This is a genomic window from Bacillus sp. UNC41MFS5, from assembly GCF_000686805.1.
Genome location: NZ_KK366018.1, coordinates 383,815 through 399,666, shown reverse-complemented (window position 1 = coordinate 399,666; position 15,852 = coordinate 383,815). Strand labels below are relative to the sequence as shown.

General features: G+C 40.3%; 16 protein-coding genes. 15 read left to right on the top strand and 1 reads right to left on the bottom strand.

Translation table 11 applies throughout. The features are described 5' to 3' along the window. The first annotated feature begins 71 nt into the window (after window positions 1-71). The 13 genes from BR30_RS0125580 (at window position 72) to cysI (ending at window position 14,272) form a co-directional block, all read left to right on the top strand. Entirely contained in the window at window positions 72-377 is a 306-nt protein-coding gene (locus BR30_RS0125580; RefSeq protein ID WP_026567501.1) for a PTS sugar transporter subunit IIB, read from the top strand. A 22-nt stretch (window positions 378-399) separates the two neighbouring features. Then, the gene (gene celB / locus BR30_RS0125575) at window positions 400-1,716 is read left to right on the top strand and encodes a PTS cellobiose transporter subunit IIC (protein WP_026567500.1); all 1,317 of its coding nucleotides are present in this window, start codon (window positions 400-402) and stop codon (window positions 1,714-1,716) included. Window positions 1,717-1,784: 68 nt separating this feature from the next. After that, the gene (locus tag BR30_RS0125570; protein WP_026567499.1) at window positions 1,785-2,105 is read left to right on the top strand and encodes a PTS sugar transporter subunit IIA; all 321 of its coding nucleotides are present in this window, start codon (window positions 1,785-1,787) and stop codon (window positions 2,103-2,105) included. 19 nt (window positions 2,106-2,124) lie between these two features. Further along, a complete protein-coding gene (locus tag BR30_RS0125565) occupies window positions 2,125-3,444 on the top strand; it encodes a 6-phospho-beta-glucosidase (protein ID WP_026567498.1) in 1,320 nt (439 codons plus the stop codon). A 54-nt stretch (window positions 3,445-3,498) separates the two neighbouring features. Beyond that, a complete protein-coding gene (gene chbG, locus BR30_RS0125560; RefSeq protein WP_026567497.1) occupies window positions 3,499-4,206 on the top strand; it encodes a chitin disaccharide deacetylase in 708 nt (235 codons plus the stop codon). Window positions 4,207-4,392: 186 nt separating this feature from the next. After that, a complete protein-coding gene (locus tag BR30_RS0125555; protein ID WP_026567496.1) occupies window positions 4,393-4,620 on the top strand; it encodes a hypothetical protein in 228 nt (75 codons plus the stop codon). A gap of 159 nt (window positions 4,621-4,779) precedes the next feature. Continuing rightward, the gene (gene adhE / locus BR30_RS0125550) at window positions 4,780-7,383 is read left to right on the top strand and encodes a bifunctional acetaldehyde-CoA/alcohol dehydrogenase (protein ID WP_026567495.1); all 2,604 of its coding nucleotides are present in this window, start codon (window positions 4,780-4,782) and stop codon (window positions 7,381-7,383) included. A 60-nt stretch (window positions 7,384-7,443) separates the two neighbouring features. After that, the gene (locus BR30_RS38180) at window positions 7,444-7,644 is read left to right on the top strand and encodes a hypothetical protein (protein ID WP_155928836.1); all 201 of its coding nucleotides are present in this window, start codon (window positions 7,444-7,446) and stop codon (window positions 7,642-7,644) included. Between the two features lie 10 nt (window positions 7,645-7,654). Next, the gene (hpt, locus tag BR30_RS0125545) at window positions 7,655-8,182 is read left to right on the top strand and encodes a hypoxanthine phosphoribosyltransferase (protein ID WP_155928834.1); all 528 of its coding nucleotides are present in this window, start codon (window positions 7,655-7,657) and stop codon (window positions 8,180-8,182) included. Between the two features lie 87 nt (window positions 8,183-8,269). Further along, window positions 8,270-8,773, top strand: coding sequence for a DinB family protein (locus tag BR30_RS0125540; RefSeq protein WP_026567493.1), 504 nt, complete (start codon window positions 8,270-8,272; stop codon window positions 8,771-8,773). Window positions 8,774-9,235: 462 nt separating this feature from the next. Beyond that, on the top strand, window positions 9,236-10,384 hold the full coding sequence (ftsZ, locus tag BR30_RS0125535; protein ID WP_026567492.1) for a cell division protein FtsZ: 1,149 nt from the start codon (window positions 9,236-9,238) through the stop codon (window positions 10,382-10,384). 324 nt (window positions 10,385-10,708) lie between these two features. Then, complete coding sequence (locus BR30_RS0125530; protein ID WP_026567491.1) at window positions 10,709-12,529, top strand: assimilatory sulfite reductase (NADPH) flavoprotein subunit; 1,821 nt, start codon at window positions 10,709-10,711, stop codon at window positions 12,527-12,529. A 24-nt stretch (window positions 12,530-12,553) separates the two neighbouring features. Continuing rightward, window positions 12,554-14,272 (top strand): assimilatory sulfite reductase (NADPH) hemoprotein subunit, encoded by a 1,719-nt coding sequence (gene cysI, locus BR30_RS0125525; protein WP_026567490.1) that lies wholly within the window; start codon window positions 12,554-12,556, stop codon window positions 14,270-14,272. 134 nt (window positions 14,273-14,406) lie between these two features. Here cysI and BR30_RS0125520 read toward each other — a convergent pair whose 3' ends face one another. After that, a complete protein-coding gene (locus BR30_RS0125520; protein WP_026567489.1) occupies window positions 14,407-14,856 on the bottom strand; it encodes a S1 domain-containing RNA-binding protein in 450 nt (149 codons plus the stop codon). Between the two features lie 223 nt (window positions 14,857-15,079). Between BR30_RS0125520 and BR30_RS0125515 the strand changes: the two genes are divergently transcribed. Both BR30_RS0125515 and BR30_RS0125510 read left to right on the top strand, forming a co-directional pair. Next, a complete protein-coding gene (locus tag BR30_RS0125515; RefSeq protein WP_231507807.1) occupies window positions 15,080-15,490 on the top strand; it encodes a hemerythrin domain-containing protein in 411 nt (136 codons plus the stop codon). 39 nt (window positions 15,491-15,529) lie between these two features. Beyond that, on the top strand, window positions 15,530-15,841 hold the full coding sequence (locus BR30_RS0125510; RefSeq protein WP_035446122.1) for a hypothetical protein: 312 nt from the start codon (window positions 15,530-15,532) through the stop codon (window positions 15,839-15,841). Window positions 15,842-15,852 lie beyond the last annotated feature (11 nt).

The window sequence follows — 15,852 nt, the reverse complement described above, 5'->3', positions numbered from 1 at the left end:
TTGTTTATCGCAATGGAAAAATTTTTTATCTTTTTTGTAAGCGGTTACAATAAATAGAAGGGAGGATTGTTATGAACATCCTATTATGCTGTGCTGCAGGCATGTCAACTAGCTTATTAGTAACGAAAATGGAAGCAGCAGCAAAAGCAGAAGGAATTTCTGCAAAGATATGGGCAGTAAGTGCGAATGAAGTGAATAACCATCTAGATCAAGCGGATGTGTTATTAGTAGGTCCGCAGGTTCGATATCTGCTTCCCAAATTGAAAAAAGCAGGATTAGAAAAAGGGATACCCGTTGATTTAATCAATTCGGTGCATTATGGGATGTGTAATGGGGCGGAAGTATTAAAATTTGCCAAAAATCTACTAGATTCATAACTTCACATAGGGGTGAAAAGATATGAGCAAATTTAATCAGATGTTAGAAGAGAAGGTAATGCCCGTCGCAGGCAGGATTGCAGGTCAGCGACACTTACAAGCATTGCGTGATGGAATCATTTTAACCATGCCGCTCCTCATCATTGGATCCATTTTTTTAATTTTGGGATTTTTACCTATTGATGGATATCCGGAATTTATGGCCCGCACATTCGGAGACGCCTGGTTAACTAAACTTCTATATCCTGTCAGCGCAACTTTTGACATTATGGCGCTGATTGCAGCGTTCGGTATAGCCTACCGTCTGGCTGAACAATACAAAGTCGATCCTTTGAGTGCAGGTGCCATATCTGTCGCTGCTTTTATTCTTGCCACTCCCTATTTCACGATGTTTACCCCAGAAGGAACAACAGCAGCTGTACAAGTAGGCGGCGTATTGCCAATGGCTCTCTTAGGTAGTAAAGGTTTGTTTGTTGCTATGATCCTAGCTATGTTTTCAACTGAAATTTATCGATATATTATTCAAAAAAATATTGTTATAAAAATGCCGGATGGTGTACCGCCAAGTGTCAGTAAATCATTTGTCGCTTTATTCCCAGGATTTTTAGTTATTCTTTGCGTGTGGATTATCCGTTTACTCATTGAAAACACTTCGTTTGAAAGTTTGCACAATGTTGTTGGGCAGTTGTTACAAGAACCACTTGGTGCGCTTGGTGGGACACTGATTGGTGCACTAATTGCCGTCTTCTTTGTTCAACTCTTATGGTCCACTGGATTGCATGGCGCGAGTATTGTCGGCGGCGTTATGGCACCAATTTGGTTAGCCCAAACGGACGCGAACCGCTTGGCGCTTCAAGCAGGAGATGAAATTCCAAATATCATTTCCCAACAATTCTTTGATATTTTCATTTATATGGGCGGTTCAGGTGCAACATTTGTTTTTGCTATCATGATGTTATTTATGGCGAAGAGTCAGCAATCCAAGCAATTAGGCCGTCTGGCAATCGGACCAGGAATATTCAATATTAATGAACCGATTACTTTCGGAGCCCCAATCGTTTTAAATCCACTGCTCATTATTCCATTTATTTTAACACCGTTGGCACTGACCATTACGACTTATATTGGGATGAGTACTGGTTTTGCTCCGAAGACCGCTGGTGTTGCTGTACCTTGGACGACTCCTCCTATTATCGGTGGATATCTAGCAACGGGCGGAAATATTAGAGGGGCTTTAATGCAAGTGATAAATTTAGTCGTTGCCTTTGCGATTTACTATCCATTTTTTAGAATGTGGGATAAACAAAACTTCAATGTTGAAAAAGGGTCTAGTAATTAACAATAGAATAAAAAAGGGCTTGCCATCTGGCAAGCTCTTGGCATGTATCTTAGGTGAGGGGGACAAAGATGACAAAGGAAGAATTGTACCAACTCTCATTTCAATTAATTTTGCACAGTGGAAATGCCAGAAGTCTCGCCATGGAAGCGATTTTTACTGCCAAAGAAAAAAGCTTCACTTCTGCACTGGAAAAACTATCAGAGGCTGACAGTGAAATCATTCATGCCCATCGCTTTCAAACACAATTGATTCAAGCGGAAGCGGAGGGCAAGGATTTCGACATCCCCATTATCCTAGTCCATGCGCAAGACCATTTAATGACGGCCATCACATTAATAGATTTAGCAAGAGAGATTGTTGAGATTCGCCAAGAAATGAATACTCAATAAAGTGGGAGGTTCATAGAAATTGACTAAATCGATTAAAATTACCACCATTGGCGGCGGTTCGAGTTATACTCCCGAGCTGGTGGAAGGATTGATCAAACGATACGATGAACTACCATTACGCGAACTCTGGCTTGTGGATGTCGAGGAAGGGAAAGAGAAATTAGAAATAGTTGGAAACTTAGCAAAACGTATGTTTCAAAAAGCAGGACTTCCTGTCGAAGTGCACTTAACACTCAATCGGAGAGAAGCATTAAGGGATGCTGATTTTGTGACCACACAATTCCGGGTGGGTCTCCTCGACGCGAGGGCAAAGGATGAGAGAATCCCGTTAAAGTATGGGGTACTTGGGCAAGAAACCAACGGACCGGGTGGCCTTTTTAAAGGTCTTCGCACGATTCCAGTTATTTTGGATATTGTCAAAGATATGAAGGAACTTTGTCCTGATGCGTGGCTCGTTAACTTTACCAATCCAGCAGGGATGGTGACGGAAGCGGTTCTCCGCTATAGTGACCATCGCAAGGTAGTCGGACTCTGTAATGTACCGATTGGGATGGAAATGGGTATTGCAAAACTACTAAAAGTTGAACATTCCCGTGTCCGCATTGACTTTGCCGGGTTAAATCATATGGTATACGGTCTAGATGTTTTTGTAGATGGCGTTAGTAAAAAAGACCAAGTCATCGAATTTTTAACCAACCCAGAAAATTCAAGTTTCGTAAAGAATATTCAAGGGCAGGGCTGGGAGCCTGAATTTATTAGGGCCTTAGGAGTACTGCCATGTCCTTATCACAATTATTATTATAAAAGTCGTGAAATGGTCGAAAAAGACATCAAAAATGCAGAAACGGTTGGAACACGTGCGGAAGTAGTGAAAAAGTTAGAAGAGGATCTTTTTGAACTTTATAAGGATCCTAATCTATCAATTAAACCTCCACAACTTGAAAAACGGGGTGGCGCTTATTACAGTGATGCTGCGGTCCGTTTAATTTCTTCAATTTATAATGACAAAGGGGATATTCAACCGGTTAATACTTTAAATAATGGTTCAATCGCGAGCATTCCTAATGATTCGGCTGTTGAGGTTAGCTGTATCATTACAAAAGAGGGCCCAAAGCCACTTGTGATGGGCGATCTCCCTGTTCCGGTCCGAGGCCTTGTTCAACAAATTAAATCATTTGAACGGGTCGCAGCCGAAGCTGCAGTAACGGGCGATTATAATCTAGCAATCCTTGCTTTAACAATCAATCCATTGGTTGCCTCAGATACCATTGCGAAACAAATCGTCGACGAAATGTTAGAAGCGCATAAGAAGTATTTACCTCAGTTTTTTAAAAATTAACAAAAGGCAGCGGATCTGCAGCCTTTTCGCTGGTAAAGAGGAGGGTATAACCGCTTGATTAAGTTAATTGTAAATGCAGATGATTTCGGGTACTCAAGAGGAATTAATTATGGGATTATCGATGCCCATAAAAATGGCATAGTTAATTCCACCACGATGATGATGAACATGCCTGGTGTGACACATGCTGTGGAGCTCGCGAAAGCAAATCCAAAACTTCAAGTTGGGATTCATCTGGTCCTAACGTGTGGAAAGCCACTTTTAACAGACGTTCCGTCACTAGTTAATGAGAATGGCAGTTTTAAACGACTTTCTGAATTCAAAGAGAAAACGGAGATTTCCCTTGACGAACTGACAAGAGAGTGGAGTGCGCAAATCGATAAGTTTCTAGAAACAGGGCTTACACCAACTCATTTTGATAGCCATCATCATGTTCATACGATTCCAGCATTTTTACCGGTGGTGCAAATGCTGGCAAATAAATACGATTTAAGTGCTAGACGTTTTTCAATGGATGCAGTAGAGGGAGTAGCTGCTTTTTCCGATGTGTTTTTACATGATTTTTATGGAGAGGGAGCGACCTGCGATTACTTTGAGAAACTGGTTACACGTGTTCATGACGGGCAAACGGTCGAAGTGATGTGTCATCCCGGATACCTGGATCATGAGATTTTGAGTGGTTCTTCTTATGCAGAGGATCGTGTGAGGGAGGCGGACATTCTGACTTCTATTAATCTTCCTGAAGGAATTGTGTTGATGTAGAAGTTGGTTAATACTCGAAACACGTTTAAAAACGGTTACGGTTAAAAGCGGAATGACCGTAACCCCTATTTATAAAGTGTAAAATCTATAATTTAAAAATGATTCACACTTTGTTCAATACTTCACAAACTTTTGTCGTAAATTCATGTTATGATGTATCCATAAACAAACAAGGAGTGATAAGACATGATGGTTTGTGAATGGAAAGTATTTTCTACCGATTCTGAAACTTATACCTTAGAGACATTTGAAGAAGCCGTTGGTGATGAATTTGAGGCAATGTTTTTTAAAGAAAATGAAGAAATTCCCTCCTATATTTGGACCGTAAATTACGTGATTATTGTTAAAAAGTATTCTAAGGTCCTAACCGACATTTTATTTGAAAAAATTCCCCGGAATCCAGTGTGTGAATAACCAGCTGTAGGATTAAGTGTAAAAACTTTTTTTTTAACCAATTATGTGAAAATATTCACAAACAAACACTCACCCAAGAAAATACCCGCTAAATAGATTATTTTTTTAATATAATTTGTGAAAAATTTCACAAGTAATTAATCAAATGGAGGTATTACGATGGCAGTTGTAGAAAAGGCAGTTAAAGAAAAGCAAAATGTAAAAAATATGGTGGACGTACTGGTCGAGTATGGTCTAAAAGCATTGGCTGAGTTCCGCAGCTTTGACCAAGAAACGATAAATGAAATTGTCAAAGAAATGGCTTTGGCAGGCCTTGACCAGCATATGCCGCTTGCGAAATTAGCGGTTGAAGAAACTGGAAGAGGCGTATACGAAGATAAAATCATCAAAAATATGTTTGCTACCGAATATGTCTATCATAATATCAAATACGATAAAACCGTAGGAATCATTAACGAAAATGAACATGAAGGTATGATTGAAATTGCGGAACCAGTCGGGGTTATTGCGGGAGTAACACCAGTAACCAATCCAACATCGACTACCATGTTTAAAGCACTTATTTCGATAAAAACGAGAAATCCAATTATTTTTGCCTTCCATCCATCCGCACAAAAATGCAGCAGTGAAGCGGCAAGAGTCCTAAGAGATGCAGCAATTAAGGCAGGAGCACCAGAAAATTGTATTCAATGGATTGAAACACCATCGCTCGAAGCTACTCAAGCCCTGATGAATCATACCAGAATTTCATTAATTCTTGCCACAGGCGGAGCGGGGATGGTGAAATCTGCATACAGTTCAGGTAAGCCTGCACTGGGTGTTGGGCCAGGAAATGTCCCTTGCTATATTGAAAAAACAGCGAATCTTCAACAAGCGGTAAATGACTTAATTTTATCAAAGACCTTTGACAATGGGATGATTTGTGCCTCGGAACAAGCGGTTATTGTTGATAAAGAAATTTACGATGGTGTAAAACAAGAAATGATTTCAAATAATTGTTACTTTTTAACTGAGGAAGAAAAAGCGAAGGTTGAAAAATTAGTTATAAACGAACATTCTTGTGCTGTTAACCCTGATATTGTTGGAATGGCGGCGGCTAAAATAGCTGAGATGGCTGGAGTGAAGGTTCCTAACGAAACAAAGATTCTTGTCGCAGAATTAACTAGAGTTGGCCCTGAATTCCCACTTTCAAGGGAAAAATTAAGCCCAGTTCTTGCATGCTATAAGGTAAGTAGTCTTGAAGAAGGATTAAAACGGGCCGAGGAAATGCTGGAGTTTGGCGGTTTAGGGCACTCCGCTGTTATTCATACTACCGATCAAACAGTTATTAAGGAGTTTGGACTGCGAATGAGAGCCGGACGTATTATTGTCAACGCCCCATCATCTCAAGGTGCAATTGGTGATATTTACAATGCCTATATGCCGTCATTGACCCTGGGGTGCGGTACGTATGGCGGAAATTCTGTCTCAACAAACGTGGGTACCGTTCATTTGATGAATATAAAAAAAGTGGCGAAAAGGAATATAAATATGCAGTGGTTTAAAGTACCGTCTAAAATTTATTTTGAAAAAAACTCTACACAGTACTTAGCAAAAATGCCGAAAATTTCAAAAGCCTTTATTGTCACTGACCCTGGAATGGTGAAATTAGGATATGTTGATAAAGTTCTATATTATTTAAGAAAACGTCCTGATTATGTGCATTGTGAAATCTTTTCAGAAGTAGAACCGGATCCGTCCATTGAAACAGTGATGAAGGGTGCAGAAATGATGGCAAATTTCCAACCTGATGTGATCATTGCTCTTGGCGGCGGTTCAGCAATGGATGCGGCCAAAGGAATGTGGCTGTTCTATGAACATCCAGATACCGAATTCTTTGGCTTAAAACAAAAATTCTTAGATATTCGAAAACGGATTGTCAAATATCCTAATCTTGGCCAAAGAGCGCAATTTGTTGCCATTCCTACCACATCTGGAACAGGCTCCGAGGTAACATCGTTCTCGGTAATTACTGATAAAGAAGCAAATATTAAATATCCTCTTGCGGATTATGAATTGACACCTGACGTCGCTATTATCGATCCACAGTTCGTGATGACGGTCCCTAAACACATTACGGCTGATACCGGTTTGGACGTCTTGACACACGCAATTGAAGCTTATGTGTCCTGTATGGCGAATGATTTTACAGATGGTCTCGCGATAAAAGCCATCCAACTAGTATTTGAGTACCTGCCAAGAGCCTACAAAAACGGACAGGATGAAGAAGCTCGTGAAAAGGTTCATAATGCATCAACCATTGCAGGCATGGCGTTCGCTAACGCATTTTTAGGTATTAACCATAGTCTTGCCCATAAATTGGGAGCAGAGTTCCATATTGCACACGGCCGGGCAAATGCAGTACTTATGCCGCATGTTATTCGTTATAATGCTGCAAAGCCAAAGAAATTCACTGCTTTTCCGAAGTACAACCATTTCAAAGCTGACAAACGTTATGCTGAAATCGCTAGAATACTAGGATTACCTGCAAGTACCACAGAGGAAGGTGTAGAGAGCCTGGTTCTAGCCATTATTAAATTGACACAGGAATTGGAAGTGCCAATGAGCCTTGAAGCAAATCATATAAATAAAGCTGAGTTTGAAAGCAAAGTTAACTATCTAGCAGATCGGGCTTTCGAAGACCAATGCACCACAGCAAATCCTAAGCTTCCATTAGTAACCGAATTAGCAGAAATTTACCGACAAGCCTATAAAGGAGTATAACAATCGACGCCAATGCGAAAAATCAAACTAGATGATTTTTCGTATTGGCATTTTTAATTATTGGCTGTGTTAAGGGATAATGTTGATTTTGGCACTCTGTTGATTGGAGTGGAAGGCACGAAGACTCCTGCGGGAGTACGGGGCAGGGGAGACCCCGCAGGAGCAAAGCGACGAGGAGGCTCTCCGGCACGCCCGCGGAAAGCGAAGTGCCTGAAACGGAAGTCGACAGACAAGTTTAACACAGCCAAATTTTTAGAATGAGGTGGAATTTGTGGGTTATCGAATTAAAGATGTGATGATTTCTGAAACAGAAATTAAAGCCAGAGTGAAGCTGTTAGCTGAACAAATTGAAAGTGACTTTAATCATGAGGACATTATTCTAATCGTCGTCTTAAAAGGTTCGTTTATCTTCGCTGCTGATTTGATTCGTGAGATGAAGGGGAATATTAATATTGATTTTATTTCCGTTTCTAGCTATGGGGACGAAACAGAGTCAACAGGGAAAGTAAGATTACTGAAGGACCTTGATGCCAATATTACCAATCAGAATGTCCTTGTGGTTGAGGATATTATTGACAGCGGTCTGACTTTGCATTTCTTGCGCGGCCATTTAAAAGCGCATAATCCAAAACAAATTAAAATTTGTACGCTCTTAGACAAGCCTGAAAGAAGGCGAGTAGACCTGCCCGTTGATTATGTAGGCTTTGTCATCCCAGATGAATTCATTGTCGGCTATGGGATTGACTACGCGCAAATGTACCGAAACCTACCATATATTTCAACTGTAGAGGAGTATTAGACATATTTTTATGTGGGAAATTTTGCTGATATTGGCAAGAATGATATACTACTACTGTTAAATTTATTAAAGATGGAGGCTAAAATTATGTATACTTCTATATCTGAATTTATCCAAGAATGGAATCAAGAAGCATCCTCTACGCAAAAGGTGTTAGATGTTTTAACGGACCAATCACTTCAACAAGAAGTTTCTCCAGAAGACCGAACACTAGGGAGAATTGCTTGGCACGTGGTTGCGAGCACACCTGGAATGCTTACCGAGTTTGGCATCACTGTTGAAAATGTGGAGAATGGAGATGCGGTACCGACCTCAGCGAAAACCATTGCTGACACTTTTCGAAAGGTTACTGCTGACACAATCGACGCAGTAAAGCAGCAATGGACGGATGCATCCTTAACCGAAATGAAAAACGTGTTTGGTATGGATATGCCAAAAGGAGTGACACTCTCTCTTTTAATTAAACACATCATTCATCATCGTGGCCAAATGACAGTTCTAATGCGCCAAGCTGGTTTAAGCGTACCTGGAGTATATGGACCAGCACGGGAAGAATGGAGTCACATGGGGATGGAAGCTCCAGCCTTATAAAAGTACATACTGTTCCGCTTAAACACAAGTTAAAACGCAAATCATCAAAAATACCCTTAATGCCGCCATTTTGCTGCCGCATTAAGGGTATTTTTTTCATAGAAGCAAGCTAGTTTAACTCTATCATCATGCTAGCAGGATGATAGTTCGTTGTTGACTGCATCTAGCAGTGGCAAAATATCTATCGATGGATGTATTTCAAAAGAACTACTAAACAAAATGGTTTAATAAATTTAACAAATTTACTAGTATTTTCTACAAAATTCATCAAATTTATCTGAATTGAGCGTTAGCTTACTATATTAAATCTGCTATTATTTTGGTAAAATACGAATAAGAAAAAAAATATACATACGACAAAAGATTATTTGTAACTAATCGATTGCTAGATGATAAAAATCTATGATTTTTTTTAATAGTGAGGCAAATAATAATTAACGGATGATAAGTAGGAGGAATAATATGTGGGATTTTGACATGGATATAGATCAAGTAGCTAGAATAAAAGTAATTGGTGTTGGCGGCGGCGGGAATAATGCTGTCAATCGGATGATTGAAGGCGGAGTTCAAGGTGTCGAATTTATTGCTGTCAATACAGATGCCCAAGCTCTAAATCTATCAAAAGCAGAAATTAAAATGCAAATTGGGGCACAATTGACAAGAGGATTAGGTGCTGGCGCTAATCCTGAAGTCGGCAGAAAAGCGGTTGAAGAAAGCAGAAGGCAGCTGGAGGACGTATTAAAAGGAGCCGACATGGTGTTCGTCACTGCTGGGATGGGTGGAGGTACTGGAACTGGTGCTGCACCTGCGATTGCAGAAATCTCTCGTGCCCTTGGTGCTTTGACAATTGGCGTTGTGACCCGTCCGTTTGGATTTGAGGGACGTAAACGTGCCTCAAATGCAGCAAGTGGAATTGAATTAATGAGTCAAGCAGTTGATACGTTAATCATAGTTCCAAATGATCGCCTATTGCAAATTGTTGATAAAAGAACGCCGATGATTGAAGCGTTCAGAGAAGCGGATAATGTTCTTCGTCAAGGTGTTCAAGGGATTTCTGACTTAATAGCTGTTCCTGGATTAATAAATCTGGATTTTGCTGATGTTAAGACCATTATGAGTAATCAAGGGACAGCTTTAATGGGTATTGGTGTTGCAAAAGGTGATGGACGCGCGGTAGAGGCAGCCAAAAAGGCAATTTCCAGTCCATTATTAGAAACGTCGATTGACGGAGCACAAGGGATTCTTATGAATATAACTGGTGGGAAAGATTTAAGTCTATATGAAGTGCAAGAGGCAGCGGACCTTGTCGCTTCAGCAGCAGATAAAGATTTAAATATGATTTTTGGTTCGATTATTAACGAAAATTTTAAAAATGAAATCATGATCACAGTCATTGCTACTGGGTTTGTTGATAAATTGGCACGAACCACTAGGCCTTCTTCTCCTATTCAAAAAGAAGGACCATCAAGAAGTCAGGTCCAATCCCAGCCAAAACAAGAACAAGTGAATCATGAAGAGCCTTCGCATGATTATGGAAGTTATGGACAGGATACAGAGGAGTCTATTGACATTCCGACGTTTTTGCGTAACCGAAACAGAAGAAATAGATAACATTTCCTAAAATTCTGGCGCAATGAGGACAGTGTGTCGTGACAAAAAGCCAAGCTTTGGAAGAGTGTCGCGGTATGCTGTATCATTGCGCCATATATTTTATTTAAATGGTGGAGTTACCATGCATTCATTGGGAAAAATCAGAATTTTAACAGATTTTAATGGGTTAAATCATTAAAACCGACTTGACTTATAGGAATAGTAAAACTATTATTATATTAATCATTTTTTGACTGAAAATTGTGTACTGTAAGAATTGTTATAACAAGTCATGATAAATAAATGATCACGATAAGTTAATAATCCTTTGTGAGGTGGATTTTAGTGCAACTTCAAGTATTGAATAGTCCTTTTAATCAGGAACAAGCAGAGCTCCTAAACCGAATACTGCCTACGTTGACAGAATCACAAAAAGTCTGGTTGAGCGGTTTTTTGGCAGCAGCCCAATTTTCTTCGATTTCGGGGTCTGGAAATGTCCAAGTATCTGAACAAACGGGAGCAATCACAGCTCCGGCCATTTCAAAAGATGTAACCATCCTTTTTGGTTCACAGTCGGGTAACGCTCAGGGGCTTGCTAAGAAAGCAGGAAAGACGCTTGAAGCAGCTGGTTTCCAAGTAACTGTTATATCAATGAGTGATTTTAAACCTAACAATTTGAAAAAGGTTGAAAATCTGCTGATTGTTGCTAGTACCCATGGCGAGGGCACTCCGCCAGATAATGCCATTGCTTTTCATGAGTTTCTGCATGGAAAACGGGCCCCGAAACTAGAGCATCTTCGCTTCTCGGTTTTGGCACTGGGTGACAGTTCGTATGAATTTTTCTGTCAAACAGGAAAAGACTTTGATGCACGCATGGAAGAACTAGGCGGTACAAGACTTTACCCGCGTTTTGACTGCGACCTTGATTACGATGAACCAGCATCTGAATGGCTTGCAGGTGTGCTTAGTAATTTAAAAGAAGCAGACGCCGGCAGCCAAGTTCCAGTTCATGAACAGGTATCTCAAGTAGTAGAATCAACGTATTCAAGATCAAATCCGTTTAAAGCCGAAGTACTAGAAAACATCAATCTGAACGGGCGAGGTTCAAATAAAGAAACACACCACCTTGAGTTGTCGCTTGAAGGATCCGGACTCACCTTTGAACCAGGGGATAGTCTAGGAATCTATCCGGAAAATGACCCCGCTCTTGTAAACTTATTATTGGAGGAAATGAACTGGGATCCAGAACAACAGGTGACTGTAAATAAAAAGGGAGAAAGCCTCCCTCTTAAAGTTGCACTTTCCTCACATTTTGAAATTACAACGTTAACGAAACCGTTGATTGAGAAGGCAGCCCGCCTTACTGGAAATGAAAATTTACAGGAACTGCTCTCACCAGGTAATGAAGAGAAATTAAAAACTTATTTGGATGGACGTGACTTGCTTGACTTAGTAAGGGATTTTACTCCTTGGATTGGATCGGCACAAGAGTTTGTCTCCATACTTCGGAAAATGCCATCCCGACTGTATTCGATTTCGAGCAGCTTAACGGCAAACCCAGATGAGGTCCATTTGACTATCGGTGCTGTCCGTTATGAGGCACACGGCCGAAAACGAAATGGGGTTTGTTCCATCCAGACAGCGGAACGTTTGCAGCCAGGCGATACCGTGCCAGTATATATCCAACATAATGAAAACTTCAAGCTGCCAAATAATCCAGATGCCCCAATCATCATGGTTGGGCCAGGGACTGGTGCAGCACCATTTCGTTCCTTTATGCAAGAGCGTGAAGAAATCGGAGCTGAAGGTAAATCATGGCTATTCTTCGGGGATCAGCATTTTGTGACGGATTTCCTTTATCAAACAGAATGGCAAAAATGGCTGAAAGACGGCGTATTGTCGAAATTGGATGTAGCCTTTTCACGTGATACGGCTGAAAAAGTGTATGTACAACATCGTATGCTTGAAAACAGTAAAGAATTATTTGTATGGCTTGAAGAAGGTGCTCATCTGTACATTTGTGGGGATGAAAAACATATGGCCCATGATGTTCATAATACGTTAATTGACATTATTGAAAAAGAAGGCGGCTTGAGCCGTGAAAAAGCAGAAGAATATGTAGCCGGAATGCAGCAGCAAAAACGTTATCAGCGTGACGTATACTGATTTGGGATAGAAAGGAGTTTCACCATGGTTAATCAAATTTTAAAAGCGCCTGAAGGACCTCCAAGTGATGTGGAAGGTATTAAAGAAAGAAGTAATTATTTACGCGGGACACTAAAAGAAGTAATGCTAGACCGGATAAGTGCAGGAATTCCTGATGATGATAACCGTTTAATGAAACATCATGGCAGTTATTTGCAGGATGACCGGGACCTCCGCAATGAACGTGCCAAACAAAAACTTGAACCAGCATACCAGTTTATGCTTCGTGTTCGACTTCCTGGCGGGGTTGCTTCACCTGATCAATGGCTCGTAATGGATGACCTGGCTGATAAATATGGTAATGGAACTTTGAAACTGACTACCCGTGAAACGTTCCAAATGCATGGGATATTAAAGTGGAATATGAAAAGTACGATTCAGGGAATTCATAATGCACTTATGGATACCATTGCGGCTTGCGGTGACGTGAACCGAAACGTAATGTGTTCTTCGAATCCGTACCAATCTGAGATTCATGCCGAAATATATGAATGGTCGAAAAAATTGAGCAACGATTTACTGCCACGCACAAGAGCGTATCACGAAATTTGGCTGGACGAAGAAAAAGTAGCCGGAACACCTGAAATTGAAGAAGTGGAACCAATGTATGGTCCACTTTACTTACCTCGGAAGTTTAAAATTGGAATTGCTGTGCCACCTGGTAATGATATTGATGTTTTTTCACAGGACCTTGGTTTTATTGCGATTGTTGAGGATGGAAAATTAATTGGGTTTAACGTGGCGATTGGCGGCGGAATGGGAATGTCGCACGGGGACACAGCCACTTATCCTCAACTTGCAAAGGTTATTGGTTTCTGTAAACCTGATCAATTATACGATATTGCTGAAAAAACAATTACCATTCAAAGGGACTACGGTAACCGTTCCGTCCGAAAAAATGCTCGTTTCAAGTATACAGTAGATCGACTTGGTCTAGAAAATGTTAAAGCAGAATTGGAACATCGTCTTGGTTGGAGTTTAGATGAAGCAAAACCATACCAGTTTGACCATAACGGCGACCGTTATGGATGGGTTAAGGGCGTTAAGGGAAAATGGCATTTTACTCTGTTTATTGAGAATGGTCGTGTCGCTGACTTTAATGATTACAAGCTTAAGACAGGGTTGCGTGAAATTGCCAAAATCCATACCGGTGATTTCCACCTAACGGGTAATCAGAACGTAATTATCGCTAATGTCTCCACTCAGAATAAGAAAAAAATTAACGAACTTATTGAGCAATATGGTTTAACTGATGGTGAGCATTATTCAGCATTGCGCCGTAGCTCAATGGCATGCGTAGCTCTTCCTACATGCGGTTTAGCTATGGCAGAGGCAGAGCGCTATTTACCAACGTTAATTAATAAAATTGAAAACATTGTCGATGAAAATGGTCTTCGCGACAAGGAAATTACCATCCGAATGACGGGTTGTCCGAATGGCTGTGCCCGACATGCACTTGGGGAAATTGGGTTTATCGGGAAAGCACCAGGTAAATACAATATGTATCTTGGTGCCGCTCATGATGGCAGCCGTTTAAGCAAAATGTTCAGAGAGAACATCGGCGAGGAAGAAATTTTAAGTGAGCTTCGAGTTTTACTTTCTCGTTATGCCAAAGAACGAGAAGAAGAGGAGCACTTTGGTGATTTTGTAATTCGCGCCGGCATCATTAAAGCTACGACTGATGGGACCAATTTTCACGATTAATCAAATGAAAAAAAGACAGGCGAGCCCTGTCTTTTTTTTCGCTTTAATAAAAGGAAGAAAGCAATTAAAAAAGGCAAACATGTCTAAACACGTTTGCCTTTCACTATATATTGATGTATTAATAAACGATAAAGTTATCCGCGTCTTCCGCCTCTACCGCCGCGTTTTGTTTCAGTGCTGCGTTTTAAGGTAGATAGATTCTCTTCACTAGACTTTAAAAACTTCGCAATTTTATCTTCGAAATTTTCCTTTGGTTTAAAATTACTCTTTGCACGGAAATCTTTAGAACGGTTATCTACTCTTCCCTGGCGTGGTGGGCGTTGGGAATAAGATGAGGTTTGTCCTTCGGGCTTATCTATAGCTTTTTTGATGGACAAGGCAGTCTTTCCGTCCTTCTCACTAATTACTTTAACTTCAATTTGGTCGCCAACCTTTAAATGGTCATTAACGTCTTTTACATAGCTGTCAGCTACCTCACTGATATGAACTAATCCTGTTGTGCCACCAGGCAATTCTACGAATGCCCCAAAACTAGTGATGCCTGTTACTTTACCTTGTACCTTAGTACCTACCTCGATTGACATAAAAAAATGTTCCTCCTCAATAATGTTACAACCACCTCATTATAACAAATAGATAGGGATAATATCAATTCTTTCATCAAGTGCCTGACACCTTTTTTTGCCACACCCCTCTTTTTTTAAGTTTATAGATAGGTGATATGGAAAAGATTATAATGATTTCCATTTTTAGTAACTTACTATTGTGGAATAGGAAAGGAGTGACGTGACATTGTCAGGTCCAAGTTTGAGAAAAAAAGATGCGCACTCGTCCATTCATGATGCTGCATTAAATGAGGCAATCGAATTACGAGCATTATTTCAGAAATGTCTGGAAGATGGTGACAGGGAAAAAGCCTTACAGGTAATAGAAGTTACGATTGAGCATTGGGAATCTCGTACTTTGAAACATGCCGAGGCAGAAGAGGATGGGCTATATAAAGATATTGTTGAAGCAAATCCAGATATGTTGACCACTGTAATCCAATTAACTCGTGATCATGACCTCATGCGGAGGATTGTAGATAATCTGAAAAATCTATTACAGACAGATGAACCAAATCAACGGATGGTTACATTATTAGATAGTCTGGTCATTATAGATCAAATCCATAATGAAGATGAAATGAATAAACTTCTGGTCGATGGAGAAAAATAAGCATGGAATTTTTGGGTAATACAGGAAATGAGGGTGAAAATGAATAAAAGACCAGAATTAGAGGAAAAGTTATTACGTTTTGCCGCACCAGCGTTGTACCAGCAAATGGCAGACACATTTTCGAGTTATCATATCCATCCTTATGATATCCATGGAACGCTCAAAAAAAATGAATCTGGGTATGAAGTCACTTTACGGTTTTCACAATCATTTTCACAGGTAATGACAACACAAGTTAGCTTTGAACAAGCGATGGTCCCTGATGCTGAGGTTGTTCAATTTTTTGTAGAGGCTGCCGAGAAATGTAAATCACTGTTAATCTCAAATTATTACAAAATGATTAAACTATAGAGGGAGCTGAC